Annotated in this window: 13 protein-coding genes; 7 read left to right on the plus strand and 6 right to left on the minus strand. The window is 63.9% G+C overall.

What is annotated here, in order from left to right; translation table 11 throughout:
- Window positions 1-39: 39 nt before the first annotated feature.
- Complete coding sequence (locus tag NCS03_RS15690) at window positions 40-936, plus strand: ferritin-like domain-containing protein (protein ID WP_008353775.1); 897 nt, start codon at window positions 40-42, stop codon at window positions 934-936.
- On the opposite strand, the gene NCS03_RS15695 is transcribed toward NCS03_RS15690, so the two are convergent.
- Window positions 926-1,660: a TetR/AcrR family transcriptional regulator gene (locus NCS03_RS15695; RefSeq protein WP_008353774.1), complete on the minus strand. Its 735-nt coding sequence runs from the start codon at window positions 1,658-1,660 to the stop codon at window positions 926-928. The two genes, NCS03_RS15690 and NCS03_RS15695, sit on opposite strands and share 11 nt — an antisense overlap.
- Window positions 1,661-1,823: 163 nt before the next feature.
- On the opposite strand from NCS03_RS15695, the gene NCS03_RS15700 reads away from it, so the two are divergent.
- Genes NCS03_RS15700 through NCS03_RS15710 form a run of 3 tightly spaced genes read left to right on the plus strand, consistent with a single transcriptional unit; the run spans window position 1,824 to window position 6,644 of the window.
- The gene (locus NCS03_RS15700) at window positions 1,824-3,005 is read left to right on the plus strand and encodes an isovaleryl-CoA dehydrogenase (protein ID WP_062603797.1); all 1,182 of its coding nucleotides are present in this window, start codon (window positions 1,824-1,826) and stop codon (window positions 3,003-3,005) included.
- Between the two features lie 10 nt (window positions 3,006-3,015).
- Window positions 3,016-4,623, plus strand: coding sequence for a carboxyl transferase domain-containing protein (locus NCS03_RS15705; RefSeq protein WP_175979144.1), 1,608 nt, complete (start codon window positions 3,016-3,018; stop codon window positions 4,621-4,623).
- 17 nt (window positions 4,624-4,640) lie between these two features.
- Window positions 4,641-6,644 carry an acetyl/propionyl/methylcrotonyl-CoA carboxylase subunit alpha gene (locus NCS03_RS15710; RefSeq protein ID WP_250529370.1) on the plus strand — a complete coding sequence of 668 codons (2,004 nt, stop codon included), beginning with the start codon at window positions 4,641-4,643 and terminating at the stop codon, window positions 6,642-6,644.
- On the opposite strand, the gene NCS03_RS15715 is transcribed toward NCS03_RS15710, so the two are convergent.
- Window positions 6,634-7,161 (minus strand): OmpA family protein, encoded by a 528-nt coding sequence (locus tag NCS03_RS15715; RefSeq protein ID WP_167561848.1) that lies wholly within the window; start codon window positions 7,159-7,161, stop codon window positions 6,634-6,636. The genes NCS03_RS15710 and NCS03_RS15715 overlap by 11 nt on opposite strands.
- Before the next feature lie 174 nt (window positions 7,162-7,335).
- On the opposite strand from NCS03_RS15715, the gene NCS03_RS15720 reads away from it, so the two are divergent.
- Window positions 7,336-8,424 carry an AI-2E family transporter gene (locus NCS03_RS15720; RefSeq protein WP_033536337.1) on the plus strand — a complete coding sequence of 363 codons (1,089 nt, stop codon included), beginning with the start codon at window positions 7,336-7,338 and terminating at the stop codon, window positions 8,422-8,424.
- A gap of 48 nt (window positions 8,425-8,472) precedes the next feature.
- Here NCS03_RS15720 and NCS03_RS15725 read toward each other — a convergent pair whose 3' ends face one another.
- The 3 genes from NCS03_RS15725 to pcaH all read right to left on the minus strand — a co-directional run bounded on the left by NCS03_RS15725 (window position 8,473) and on the right by pcaH (window position 10,182).
- Window positions 8,473-8,778: a DUF2288 domain-containing protein gene (locus tag NCS03_RS15725; RefSeq protein WP_008353766.1), complete on the minus strand. Its 306-nt coding sequence runs from the start codon at window positions 8,776-8,778 to the stop codon at window positions 8,473-8,475.
- Window positions 8,779-8,865: 87 nt separating this feature from the next.
- Complete coding sequence (gene pcaG, locus NCS03_RS15730; RefSeq protein ID WP_008353765.1) at window positions 8,866-9,474, minus strand: protocatechuate 3,4-dioxygenase subunit alpha; 609 nt, start codon at window positions 9,472-9,474, stop codon at window positions 8,866-8,868.
- A 6-nt stretch (window positions 9,475-9,480) separates the two neighbouring features.
- The gene (gene pcaH / locus NCS03_RS15735) at window positions 9,481-10,182 is read right to left on the minus strand and encodes a protocatechuate 3,4-dioxygenase subunit beta (RefSeq protein WP_033536333.1); all 702 of its coding nucleotides are present in this window, start codon (window positions 10,180-10,182) and stop codon (window positions 9,481-9,483) included.
- A gap of 115 nt (window positions 10,183-10,297) precedes the next feature.
- Here pcaH and pcaQ point away from each other — a divergent pair, with 115 nt between their 5' ends.
- A complete protein-coding gene (gene pcaQ / locus NCS03_RS15740; RefSeq protein ID WP_034471860.1) occupies window positions 10,298-11,236 on the plus strand; it encodes a pca operon transcription factor PcaQ in 939 nt (312 codons plus the stop codon).
- A gap of 53 nt (window positions 11,237-11,289) precedes the next feature.
- On the plus strand, window positions 11,290-11,808 hold the full coding sequence (locus NCS03_RS15745; protein ID WP_235366236.1) for a response regulator transcription factor: 519 nt from the start codon (window positions 11,290-11,292) through the stop codon (window positions 11,806-11,808).
- Window positions 11,809-11,815: 7 nt separating this feature from the next.
- Here the strand turns inward: NCS03_RS15745 and NCS03_RS15750 are convergent, their stop codons facing one another.
- The gene (locus tag NCS03_RS15750; RefSeq protein WP_008353761.1) at window positions 11,816-12,529 is read right to left on the minus strand and encodes a lysophospholipid acyltransferase family protein; all 714 of its coding nucleotides are present in this window, start codon (window positions 12,527-12,529) and stop codon (window positions 11,816-11,818) included.
- Window positions 12,530-12,658 lie beyond the last annotated feature (129 nt).

The following is a 12,658-nucleotide window of genomic DNA, read 5'->3' on the forward strand; positions in this document are numbered from 1 at the left end:
ATCCGCAGGACCTACCCATTCGGCGGCCAATATTCGAATATGTCCGACACGCTCAACCCGGTGGAAGCAGATCATGCGATGCGCAACTGGACGTACCGGTCGACGGGGAAGATTCCGATCGGTTCGGACCTGCATAAGCGCATGTTCTGCGAGATGTTGCTGACGACGCACAATCCGTACAAGCCGGCCGTCATCGACTGGCCGAAGCTCGATCCCGCCGCGTTGAAGCGCGTGACGTCGCTGCCGATCTGGGATATCGCGGTGCAGACGGAAGGGCGCGCGTCGATCCGCGTCGCGACCTACGCGGGCACCGTCGGCGATCCGCAATTGCGCGAAGCCTTGCGCATGAACGGCGGCGAGGAAGCGCGGCACAAGCTGGTGCTGTCGAAACTCGTCGAGGCATATGGCATCGAGCTCGCGCCCGAACCGCCGTATCCCGCTCCCGACGATGCATTGCGCGCGTGGATGCTCACGGGTTACAGCGAGTGCATCGACAGTTTTTTCGCGTTCGGCCTATTCGAGGCGGCGCGACAATCGGGTTATTTTCCCGAGGAACTCGTCGAAACCTTCGAGCCGGTGATTCAGGAAGAGGCGCGGCACATCCTGTTTTTCGCGAACTGGGTCGCGTGGTATCGGCGGAGTCTGCCTTGGTATCGCAAGCCGTGGTTCCTGATCAAGACCGCGAGCGTGTGGATTTCGCTGATTCGCGACCGCATCTCGCTCGCGCGCGGCTTCGACAAGAGCGGCGCGGCGCAGGATGCGAACTTTCCGGCGAATGTCGGCGATTCGGTCGCGGGCGATGTATCGGTTCGCTCGCTGATCGAACTGTGTCTCGCCGAAAACGATCGCCGCATGGGCGGTTACGACGCGCGCCTGCTGCGTCCGACGACCGTGCCGAAACTCGCGCGGCTCGCGCTGCGCTTCGTCAAGAAGTAGGTTTCTCGCGCGCGGCGCTCGCTTCGAAGCGCCGCGACGCTTCCTCGACGTCCTGCCGGAACTGCGCGAGCGCCGCCAGTTGCGCGTTCGGCGGCTGCAGCGCCGCCCACAATACTTCCACCAATTCGTTCGCCGTCGTCTCGATCTGAGTCTGACTCAGGCGGCGCTTCGCGAGCGTCGCGTCCCACAGGACGTGCTCCATCGGCCCGAAAACGAGCGAGCGCAACAGACGCAACGGCATGTCGGCGCGCACGTGGCCGAGCGCCTGGCCGCGCGCGAGCACGTCCATCAGCGGCGCGGTGTAGCGGCGTTGCAGTTCGGTCAGCGTGTCGGAGAGATCGTGCTGCTTCGTGCGGCCTTCCGACAGCACGAGCGCGCACAACCCGGTGCCGTTCATCAGCATCAGCCGCATGTGCGTTCTGACGATGAACGCGAACTGCTGCCGCACGGAGCCGTCGCGCGGGAGGCCGCTCTCGAACGCATCGATGATTTCGTCGTACCAATCCGCGATGACGCGCGCGCACAACTCGCGCTTGCCGCTGAAATAGCTGAACACCGTCGCTTCCGAAATGCCCGCGCGCTGCGCGATCTCGGCGCTCGTCGCGGCGTCGTAGCCTTTCTCGGCGAAGACGTCGCGCCCCGCCTGCAGGATGTCCTTCACGCGCTGCTGCGATTTGACGCCGGCGGGCGCGCGGCGGCCGGTGGCGGTGGTTTGCGTCGACATTGGCGGGAAACGTGGGGAAATAAATGTGAGCGTAGCTCAAAAATCTATTGACGGCTAGGCGATTTGAGCGTGAAATTGCCCCATTCCGTGGTTTGTGGTCCTGTGTGAGTGAGGCTCATATTTTAGGACGCACCGAAAACATCGCATCTGGAGGAGACGACGCATGAGCAACGTACCCGGCCTGAATTTCGCGTTGGGCGAAGACATCGACATGTTGCGCGACTCGCTCGCCAATTTCGCAGCGAAGGAAATCGCGCCGCGCGCGGGCGAGATCGATCACAGCGATCAGTTCCCGATGGACCTCTGGAAGAAATTCGGCGATCTCGGCGTGCTCGGCATGACGGTCTCCGAGGAATACGGCGGCGCGAACATGGGCTATACGGCGCACATGGTCGCGATGGAAGAGATTTCGCGGGCGTCGGCGTCGGTCGGGTTGTCGTACGGCGCGCATTCGAATCTGTGCGTGAACCAGATTCATCGCAATGGCACCGAGGCGCAAAAGCGCAAGTATCTGCCGAAGCTCGTGTCCGGCGAGCATATCGGCGCACTTGCGATGAGCGAGCCGAACGCCGGTTCCGACGTCGTCAGCATGAAGCTGCGCGCCGAGGAAAAGGGCGATCACTACGTGCTCAACGGCACCAAGATGTGGATCACCAACGGGCCGGATTGCGACACGCTCGTCGTGTACGCGAAGACGGACATCGAAGCCGGTCCGCGCGGCATCACGGCGTTCATCGTCGAGAAGGGCATGAAAGGCTTTTCGGTTGCGCAGAAGCTCGACAAGCTCGGCATGCGCGGCTCGCATACCGGCGAACTCGTGTTCGAGAACGTCGAAGTGCCGAAGGAGAACATTCTCGGTCAACTGAACGGCGGCACGAAAGTGCTGATGAGCGGCCTCGACTACGAGCGCGCGGTGCTCGCGGGCGGGCCGACCGGCATCATGCTCGCGTGCATGGACGCGGTCGTGCCGTATATCCACGATCGCAAGCAGTTCGGTCAGGCGATCGGGGAATTCCAGCTCATTCAGGGGAAGGTCGCGGACATGTACTCGACGCTGCAAGCGTGCCGCGCGTATCTTTACGCCGTCGGCCGTCAGCTCGATACGCTCGGCTCGGACCATGTGCGGCAAGTGCGCAAGGACTGCGCGGGCGTCATTCTCTACACCGCCGAAAAAGCGACGTGGATGGCGGGCGAAGCGATTCAGGTGCTCGGGGGCAACGGCTACATCAACGAATATCCGGTCGGCCGTCTGTGGCGCGATGCGAAGCTCTATGAAATCGGCGCGGGCACGAGCGAAATCCGCCGCATGCTGATCGGCCGCGAACTGTTCGCCGAGACGGCTTGAGGCGCGCGTCATGACGATCATCGAATCGAAACTGAATCCGCGCGGCGAGGAATTCCGCACGAACGCGGCGGCGCTCGAAGCGCTCGTCGCGGACCTCAAAGAGAAGATCGCGAAGATCGCGGAAGGCGGCGGCGCGGCCGCGCGCGACAAGCACGTATCGCGCAACAAGCTGCTGCCGCGCGATCGCATCGCGCAACTGCTCGATCCGGGCACGCCGTTTCTCGAACTGTCGCAGCTCGCGGCGTACGGTATGTACAACGATGACGCGCCCGGCGCGGGCATCATCACCGGCATCGGGCGCATTGCGGGGCAGGAGTGCGTCGTCGTGTGCAACGACGCGACGGTCAAGGGCGGCACGTACTATCCCGTCACCGTGAAGAAGCATTTGCGCGCGCAGGAAATAGCGGAGCAGAACCGCCTGCCGTGCGTGTATCTCGTCGATTCGGGCGGCGCGAATCTGCCGAATCAGGACGACGTGTTTCCCGATCGCGATCACTTCGGCCGCATCTTCTACAACCAGGCGAACATGTCGGCGCAAGGCATCGCGCAGATCGCCGTGGTGATGGGCTCGTGCACGGCGGGCGGCGCGTACGTGCCCGCGATGAGCGATGAATCGATCATCGTCAAGAATCAAGGCACGATCTTTCTCGGCGGTCCGCCGTTGGTGAAAGCCGCGACGGGCGAAGAAGTCAGCGCCGAAGATCTCGGCGGCGGCGATGTCCATACGCGTCTGTCCGGCGTCGCCGATCATCTCGCGCAGAACGACGCGCATGCGCTCGGCATCGCGCGCAGCATCGTCGGCAATCTGAATCGCGTGAAGACGCCGACGCTCGCATTGAAAGAACCGCTGCCGCCGCGCTATGACCCGCAAAGCGTCTACGGCGTGATTCCCGTCGATACGCGCAAGCCTTTCGACGTGCGTGAAGTGATCGCGCGCATCGTCGACGATTCCGCTTTCGACGAATTCAAGGCGCGCTACGGCACGACGCTCGTCTGCGGTTTCGCGCATATCTGGGGGCATCCGGTCGGCATCGTCGCGAACAATGGCATTCTCTTCAGCGAATCCGCCTTGAAGGGCGCGCATTTCATCGAACTGTGCGCGCAACGCAAGATTCCCCTCGTGTTCCTGCAGAACATCACGGGCTTCATGGTCGGCCGCAAGTACGAGAACGAAGGCATCGCGCGCAACGGCGCCAAGATGGTGACGGCGGTCGCGACCGCCAAGGTGCCGAAGTTCACGGTGATCATCGGCGGCTCGTTCGGCGCGGGCAATTACGGCATGTGCGGCCGCGCGTATTCGCCGCGCTTTCTGTGGATGTGGCCGAACGCGCGCATCTCGGTGATGGGCGGCGAGCAGGCCGCGTCCGTGCTCGCGACGGTGCGGCGCGACGGCATCGAGAAGAAGGGCGGCACGTGGTCGAAGGAGGACGAGGAAGCGTTCAAGGCGCCGATCCGCGATCAATACGAAGTGCAAGGGCATCCGTATTACGCGAGCGCGCGTCTGTGGGACGACGGCGTGATCGATCCCGCGCAGACCCGCGACGTTCTGGGCCTCGGATTGGCCGCGACGATGAACGCACCTATCGAAGAAACACGCTTCGGCGTGTTCCGCATGTGACCTCGGGATGTAACGCCATGTTCAACAAAATACTCATAGCGAACCGCGGCGAGATCGCATGCCGCGTCGCGGCGACGGCGAAGCGCCTGAACGTCGGCAGCGTCGCGGTGTATTCGGACGCCGATGCCAAAGCGAAACACGTCGATGTCTGCGATGAAGCGGTGCATGTCGGCGGATCGGCGGCGTCGGAGAGTTATCTGCGCATCGAGCGCATCGTCGATGCAGCGAAGAAAACCGGCGCGCAAGCAATTCATCCGGGCTACGGATTTCTTTCGGAAAACGAAGCATTCGCGAACGCGTGCGAAAAAGCCGGACTCGTGTTTATCGGACCGCCCGTCGAGGCGATCAGCGCGATGGGTTCGAAAGCCGCCGCGAAAGCGCTGATGCAATCCGCATCGGTGCCGCTCGTGCCCGGCTATCACGGCGACGATCAGGATCCGTCGCTGCTTCAGCGCGAAGCGGATCGCATCGGTTATCCGGTGCTGCTGAAAGCGAGCGCGGGCGGCGGCGGCAAGGGCATGCGCGTCGTCGAGAGAAGCGAGGATTTCGCGGCGGCGCTCGCGTCGTGCAAGCGCGAGGCGGCGTCGAGCTTCGGCAACGATCGCGTGTTGATCGAGAAGTATCTGCTGCGTCCCCGTCACGTCGAAGTGCAGGTTTTCGCGGACAAGCACGGCAACGCGGTCTATCTATTCGATCGCGATTGCTCCGTGCAGCGGCGCCATCAGAAAGTATTGGAAGAAGCGCCCGCGCCCGGCCTCAACGACGAAACCCGTCGCGCGATGGGCGAGGCTGCGGTCGCGGCGGCGCGCGCCGTGAATTACGTCGGCGCGGGCACGGTCGAATTCATCATGACGCAGGACGGCCAGTTCTACTTCATGGAGATGAACACGCGCCTGCAGGTCGAGCATCCGGTGACAGAGATGGTCACGGGCCTCGATCTCGTCGAGTGGCAACTGCGCGTGGCGGCGGGCGAGCCGCTGCCGTTGAAGCAAAACGAGCTGAAGGTGCATGGCCACGCGATCGAGGCGCGCATCTACGCGGAGAATCCGTCGCGCGGCTTTCTGCCGTCGACGGGCACGCTCAAGCACGTGCGCATGCCGCATGCGGTTGAGTTTTCGATCGATGGCGACGTGCGCGTCGATAGCGGCGTGCGTCAGGGCGATGCCATCACGCCGTTCTACGATCCGATGATCGCGAAGCTGATCGTGCATGGGCGCGACCGTCGCGACGCGCTCGCCCGCATGGCGCGCGCGCTGGCGGAATGCGAGATCGTCGGCTTGTCGACGAACGTCGAGTTCCTGCAGCGCATCGTGAAGAGCGAGCCGTTCGCGTCGGCTGATCTCGATACGGGCCTGATCGAGCGTCATCACGATGCGCTCTTCGCGCCGACGCACGTCTCGCGCAAGAAGGGGCTCGCGCTCGCATGCGCCGCGCTGCTCACGCGCGAGGGCGGCGAGGCGCACGGACATTCGCCGTGGGATGCGCTGTCGCACTGGCGCATGGCGGGCGGCTACAGCCAGGATTTGAACTGGCGCGCGCTCGATACCGACGAAACGCTCAAGGTCGTGTTCACGAAGAACGGCGAGAAGCGCCTGCGTCTCGACGATGCCAGCGCGCGCTTCGACTGGTCGCATAGCGGCGAGACATCGTTCGCGGTGCAACTCGACGATGCGCTGATCAAAGGCCACGTCTTCACCGACGGCGACGTCTTCCACGTCTTCCACGAAGGCGCGGCGTTCCAGTTCGAATGGCAGAACCTGATGGCGCACGCGGGCGATGCCGAGCACGAAGGCCGTCTCACCGCGCCGATGCCCGGCAAGGTGATCGCGGTGCTCGTGGAAACGGGCGCATCCGTGACGAAGGGCACGCCGCTGATGGTGATGGAAGCGATGAAGATGGAGCACACGATCGTGGCTCCGGCGACGGGCAAGATCGGCGAGATTCTGTTCGAGGTCGGCGATCAGGTCGCCGACGGCTCGCAATTGCTCGTGCTGGAAGTCGAGCAGGCCGCTAGCGCTTGACCTTGGCGGGCGCGCCGAGCAGCGTCTCTTCGCTCTCGGCGCGCACGAGAATTTCCACGCGGCGATTCAGTGCGCGCCCTTCACGGGTGTCGTTCGTCGCGATGGGCCGCAGATACGCCATGCCCTTCGTCGTGATGCGTTCGGCGGGCACGCCGCGCGCGATCAACGCCTGCGCGACGGCATCGGCGCGCGCCGCCGACAGTGCGCGGTTATAGGCGAGCGAGCCTTCGTTGTCGGTATGGCCTTCGATCAGCACGGGCCGCATGCTGCGCTTCAACACTTGCGCCGCGCGATCGAGCATCGGCGAATCGCTGCGGCGAAGCGTCGATTCATCGGTATCGAAGAGCGGCGTGTTCGGCAAGCGCATCTCCACGCCTCCCTTGACCGGCAACATCGTGATGCCGTATTGCGCGTTCAACCGGTCTTCCTTCGACCGATTGAGCCCGCTTGAACATCCGGCGAGCAGCGCGAGCGACACACATGCGCCCACCGTTGCGCGCGAAGCCATTGCCTTCATTGCATAGTCCTGCATCGAAATCGAGTCTCGATTATAGGGAGCGCGAAAGGTGCCTTCTGTAAATAACGTTGCCTGACTGCGCGCATCGAGTGGAATGATTCGTGCGTGATTACAATGCTGGCGAGCTTTCATGTTTCGCCGGTCATCGATCTCACGAACAGAGCCTCATCATCCATGCCGATCCAGCCGCGCAACGACCCGACCCCGGACTCATCCGAGCGCACGCGAAAGATGCAGCGCACCGCTTCCGCCGCGCTCTATGCCGTGCTCGTTCTGGTCGCGCTCTATACGGCGCGTACCTTCATTCCGGCGGTCGTCTGGGCGAGCGTGATCGCGATTGCGCTGTGGCCGGCTTTCGGCTGGCTCGAACGCCGGCCCATGTTCAGACGGCATCACAACGTGCTTGCTGTCGGGCTGACCGCGGCCATCGGCCTGCTTTTCGTCGTGCCGTTTTTCATCGTCGCGGCGCAGACGGTGAGCGAAGCGCGCGACATGCTCCACTGGTTCCACGAAGTGCTGCGCACCGGCCTTCCGATGCCCGCGTTCATCGAGCATCTGCCGATGGGTTCGCAACAAGTCGCGCGCTGGTGGCAGGAGAATCTCGCGACGCCGCTCGAAGCATCGCCCGCAGTGAAGAACCTGCATAGCGCGACGGTCGTCGCGATGACGCGGCACTTCGGCGGGCGCGTCGTGCATGGTTTCGTCATCTTCGGCTTCATGCTGATGACGCTCTTCTTCGTGTTTCTCGCGGGTTCGAAGCTCGGCGAGCAACTGCTCGCGGGTTCGCGCCGCGCGTTCGGCCCGGATGGCGCCGCGATCGTTCGCCGGATGGCCGAATCGGTGCGCAGCACGGTCGTGGGGCTCGTGGTCGTCGGCTTGGGGGAGGGCGCGCTGCTCGGCGTCGCCTATGCGGTGACGGGCGTGCCCCATGCGACGCTGCTGGGCATGCTGACGGCCGTCGCGGCGATGCTGCCGTTCTGCGCGCCGATCGTCTTTCTCGGCTCGGCGCTATGGCTGCTCGCGCAAGGCTCGACCATCGCGGCGGCGTGCGTCGCCGTGTTCGGGCTGATCGTGGTGTTCGTGGCGGAGCACTTCGTGCGGCCGGTGCTGATCGGCGGATCGGCGCGGCTGCCGTTTCTGCTCGTGCTGTTCGGCATTCTCGGCGGCGCGGAGACGTTCGGGCTGATCGGCCTTTTCATCGGTCCGGCGCTGATGACGATTCTCGTCGTGCTGTGGACGGATTACGTCGACAACCGCAGTTAGCGCTTCAGCGCCTACTGCGGTGTCGCGAGGCAGCGCGACTGCATCCGTTCACCCGCGTTCCTGGACGCACACCCACGGCGACAGCACCACCGCCCACAATTGCGGATCGCGCGCGGCGACATCGGCGGCGGTCTCGGCCTGCATGCGTTCGACGAGTCCTGCCGAAAGCCATTGCGTGACCTGCTGCTTGTCGTCGTTGGCGATGGCTTCCGCGACGCTTACGAGATCGAGATCGCCCTTCACCCAGATGAGCTTGCCTTGCGCGAAAAAGCGCTCCAGCTCGGACCAGCCGATCTGGGCGGTTTCGGCGAGAAGCTTGACGTAGAGCGGGCTGGGCGTGGGAGCGTCGGACATGGAAAGAGTGCGGAGAAAAACGAAAGGCGTCCGACACTATAGCGCAGTGCCGGACGCCCTCGTTTCAAACGACTGCTGCGAGAAACTTTACAGATCGAAGAAAACCGTCTCGTTCGGGCCGCGCAGATGGATGTCGAAGCGATAGATCGTGCCCGACGAACCCGGCTTGGCCGACGCGCCCGCTTCGCGCTTCGCGACAAGCGTATGACGGCGCTCCGCCGGCACGCTCTGCAGCACGGTGTCCTTCGCGTTGGCTTCGGTTTCGTCCTCGAAGTAGATGCGCGTGTAGGTGTGCAGCAGCATGCCGCGCATCAGCACGATGACATCGAGGTGCGGCGCGGAATCGTCGGCGGTTGCGCCCGGCTTCACCGTATCGAAGATGAAGCGCAGCTTCGGATCCGTGCCCGTGCCGCAGCGCGCGAAACCGCGAAAGCCAGACTCGCGCGCTTCCTGCGCGCTCTGCACGTAGCGGCCGTTCGCATCGGCCTGGGCGATTTCGATCAGCGCGTCGTTGACGGGCTTGCCTTCCGCGTCGAACACGTTGCCGACGACGGCGATATGCTCGCCCGGCACTTCACGATCCGCCGCCGATGCGGTGAAGAGGCTCTTCAGATCGAAGTTGTACTGCTCGGGAACGAGGCCGTAAGCGAAGTACGGTCCGACGGTCTGCGAAGGGGTCTGTTTCAGCGTGGTCATGTTCGGTTACTCCGTCGGCGTTTGGTCCGGGCCGCGCAGCACGATGTCGAATTCGTAGCCGAGCGCGTAGTTTTCCTGCGTCGTGTCGATCGAAAAGGCCGAAACCAGACGCTTGCGAGCGTGCTCGGGAATGCCTTGGTAGATCGGATCGAGATCGAGCAGCGGATCGCCGGGGAAATACATCTGCGTGACGAGGCGCGAGCCGAAATATTCGCCGAAGAGCGAGAAGTGGATGTGCTGCGGACGCCACGCGTTCGGGTGGTTGCCCCACGGATACGCGCCCGGCTTGATCGTCATGAAGCGATAGCGGCCTTCGTCGTCGGTCAGGCAGCGGCCCGCGCCGAGGAAATTCGGATCGAGCGGCGCATCGTGCTGGTCCGCCTTGTGCACGTAGCGGCCGGCGGCGTTCGCCTGCCACACTTCCACGAGCGTGTTGCGCACCGGACGGCCGCCTTCGTCGAGCACACGGCCCGTCACGATGATCCGCTCGCCGAGCGGTTCGCCGTTTTTCGCGGCGTTACGGGTGAGGTCGTTGTCGAGCACGCCCAAGTCTTCAGCACCGTAGACCGGCACGCGGCGGTTGCGCAGATTTTCCTTCAGCGGAATGAGCGGCAAACCGGGGCTGCGCAGGACCGACGACCGGTAACCCGGCGACAGATACGCGGGATGGGATTCCCAGTCACGCGGTGTGAGGATGGGGGAGGTCATGTCGACTGTCTCCTGTATTTGTGGAAGTTGAATAGGATGTTTCTGACGGCTACTTTATAGAACGACACAAGTTATGGAAAATGATGTTTCGTGCCATCTTGCATAACGGATCGTCATGGATACCGATTTCACCAACACCCGCGTCAAGTTCCGGCATCTCCAGTGTTTTCTGGCCGTCACGCAACTCGGCAGCGTGCAGCGCGCCGCCGATAGTCTGTCGATCACGCAGCCCGCCGTTTCCAAAACGATCGGCGAGCTCGAATCCATTCTAGGCGTGCGGCTGTTCGAGCGTGGGCGGCGCGGCGCGGTGCCTACGCGCGAGGGCCGGCTCTTCGCGCCGCACGCGAGCGCGTGCGTGGCGTCGCTGCGCGAGGGCGTCGACATGCTTCTGCGGGAACGTGGCGACGTGCCGGGATCCATTTCGATAGGCGTTCTGCCGACGGTCGCGCCGGTGCTGCTTTCGCCCGCGCTGACATCGTTCCGGCAGCAGTGGCCGGCGGTGTCGCTGTCCGTCTGGACCGATTCCAACGCGCTCTTGCTGGAAAAGCTGAAGGCGGGCGACGTCGATCTCGTCGTCGGACGCTTGTCCGAGCCGGAAGCGATGCACGGGCTGTCCTTCGAGCAGATTTATCGCGAGCCGCTCGCGGTGGTCGTGCGCCGCGAGCATCCGCTGACGCTCGAAACGCCGCTCACGCCCGCGCTGCTCGCGCGCTTCGTGATCGTCGTGCCGCCTTTCGGCACGCTGATCCGTCAATCGGCGGAAAGCGTGCTGACCGCGTTCGGCGCGCACGCGCTGACGGCGCTCGTCGAAACGTTGTCGGTGTCGCTTGGGCGCGCGCTCGCGATGAACAACGACGCCGTGTGGTTCGTGCCGGCCGGCGCGGTCGAGCAGGACATCGGCCTCGGACTGCTCGCCGCGCTGCCGATGCCCTTCGCGGGCACCGACGAGCCCATCGGCCTGATCCGCCGCAACGACGCCGCGCGCACGCCGGTGGAAGAGGCGCTCGTCGACGCACTGCGCGACGCCGGCCGCTCGCGCGCCGGGAGCAAATGACCGCCGACGCCGGGCGGCGCGCAAGTTGCTGAAGCAGCATTTACCGCGCAGATTTGGCGCGAAAGAAATACTATGACAAAAAGCTGCAGATAAGCGGTGACGGCAACCATCGGCCTTGGCGGCAGTCACTACCGATGTTGCCGGCAGCCTTTGTCCTGCACCTCCCGCCGCACAAACGCGCCGCACTCGAACAAGTTCGCAAGATGAAGACTGTACTGCTCGTCGACGACGACCCCGCCACCATCGAAGCCTGGACCCTCTCTATGCAAGGCGAGGATTGCAATGTCTTATGCGCGTTCGACGGCAACAAGGCGTTGTCGATACTCGGCGAACAGAGCGTGGACATCGTCGTATCGGACTGGATGATGCCGGGCTTGGGCGGCGCGCTGCTCTGCCAGACGATGAAGAACGACGCGTCGCTCGCGCACATTCCTTTCCTGATGATTTCGGGGCATCCGAACCCGCCGGCGTTCGTCAGCTACGACGGCTATTTGCGCAAGCCCGTCGACGTGGGGACGCTGATCGCCGCGGTGAACCGCTTGTGCGCCGCAAAGAAACGTCCGCCGTATTGAGCGCCGTCTAGCGCAACACGGCGAGCGCATCGTCCATTTGCGACTGCGCGAGGCGGTTCAACTCCTGCGGAATCTGGCAGTCGAGCGGCAGGCAGGGCGTGACGATCACGCGGATATGCCCGCCGCGATCCGGCCACCCTTTCGCCGGCCAGACCTTGCCCGCGTCGTGGACGACAGGCACGACCGGCACCTTCGTCGCGCACGCGAGACGCACGCCGCCCGACGCCAGTTTGAGCGGCGCATCGTGCGCGACGCGCGTGCCTTCCGGAAAGATCACGACGGAATCGCCCTTTTTCAGCCGCGCGGCGCATTCGCGCGTCACGGCCGTATGCGCCTGACGGATCGAGCCGCGGTCGAGGCTCACCATGTCGAGCCCGCGCAGCACCCAGCCGAAAAACGGAATGTTCATGAGTTCGTGCTTGAACACGAAGCTGATGCGTCGCGGAAAGAGCGCCATGAACGAAAGCGTTTCCCACGTCGATTCGTGACGCGACAGGATGATGCACGGCCCGTCGGGCAGATGCTCCAGACCTTCGATCGAGCACGTCACGCCGGTGATGACGCGCATCATCACGACCATCGCGCGGCACCAGAGCTTCGCGAGCCGGTAACGTCCGTTGCGGCCGACGAACGGAAAGAGCGGCAGGATCAGAATCGACCAGACGATGCCGCTGCCCAGCAGATAGGTTGCAAAAAGCCACTTGACGAGGGTGCGTCGCATCGGGATTCGTGAATGACAGTGGGATGAACGGCGGGAATCCGCAAGCATAGCGTATCGGGTGAAACGCCTTGGATCGGCGTTTCGCGTCATGCGGCGTCATCGAAGCGATGCAACAATGGACCCCGACGA

The organism is Caballeronia sp. ATUFL_F1_KS4A (genome assembly GCF_023630905.1).
Taxonomy (GTDB): Bacteria; Pseudomonadota; Gammaproteobacteria; order Burkholderiales; family Burkholderiaceae; genus Caballeronia; species Caballeronia zhejiangensis.

What these genes read in the sequence shown, in the direction of transcription:
- NCS03_RS15695 (WP_008353774.1), bottom strand. Translation starts at nt 1,660, where the DNA reads ATGTCGACGCAAACCACCGCCACCGGCCGCCGCGCGCCCGCCGGCGTC.
- pcaH (WP_033536333.1), bottom strand. Translation starts at nt 10,182, where the DNA reads ATGACCTCCCCCATCCTCACACCGCGTGACTGGGAATCCCATCCCGCG.
- NCS03_RS15690 (WP_008353775.1), top strand. Translation starts at nt 40, where the DNA reads ATGTCCGACACGCTCAACCCGGTGGAAGCAGATCATGCGATGCGCAAC.
- NCS03_RS15725 (WP_008353766.1), bottom strand. Translation starts at nt 8,778, where the DNA reads ATGTCCGACGCTCCCACGCCCAGCCCGCTCTACGTCAAGCTTCTCGCC.
- NCS03_RS15700 (WP_062603797.1), top strand. Translation starts at nt 1,824, where the DNA reads ATGAGCAACGTACCCGGCCTGAATTTCGCGTTGGGCGAAGACATCGAC.
- NCS03_RS15715 (WP_167561848.1), bottom strand. Translation starts at nt 7,161, where the DNA reads ATGAAGGCAATGGCTTCGCGCGCAACGGTGGGCGCATGTGTGTCGCTC.
- NCS03_RS15710 (WP_250529370.1), top strand. Translation starts at nt 4,641, where the DNA reads ATGTTCAACAAAATACTCATAGCGAACCGCGGCGAGATCGCATGCCGC.
- NCS03_RS15750 (WP_008353761.1), bottom strand. Translation starts at nt 12,529, where the DNA reads ATGCGACGCACCCTCGTCAAGTGGCTTTTTGCAACCTATCTGCTGGGC.
- NCS03_RS15720 (WP_033536337.1), top strand. Translation starts at nt 7,336, where the DNA reads ATGCCGATCCAGCCGCGCAACGACCCGACCCCGGACTCATCCGAGCGC.
- pcaQ (WP_034471860.1), top strand. Translation starts at nt 10,298, where the DNA reads ATGGATACCGATTTCACCAACACCCGCGTCAAGTTCCGGCATCTCCAG.
- NCS03_RS15705 (WP_175979144.1), top strand. Translation starts at nt 3,016, where the DNA reads ATGACGATCATCGAATCGAAACTGAATCCGCGCGGCGAGGAATTCCGC.
- pcaG (WP_008353765.1), bottom strand. Translation starts at nt 9,474, where the DNA reads ATGACCACGCTGAAACAGACCCCTTCGCAGACCGTCGGACCGTACTTC.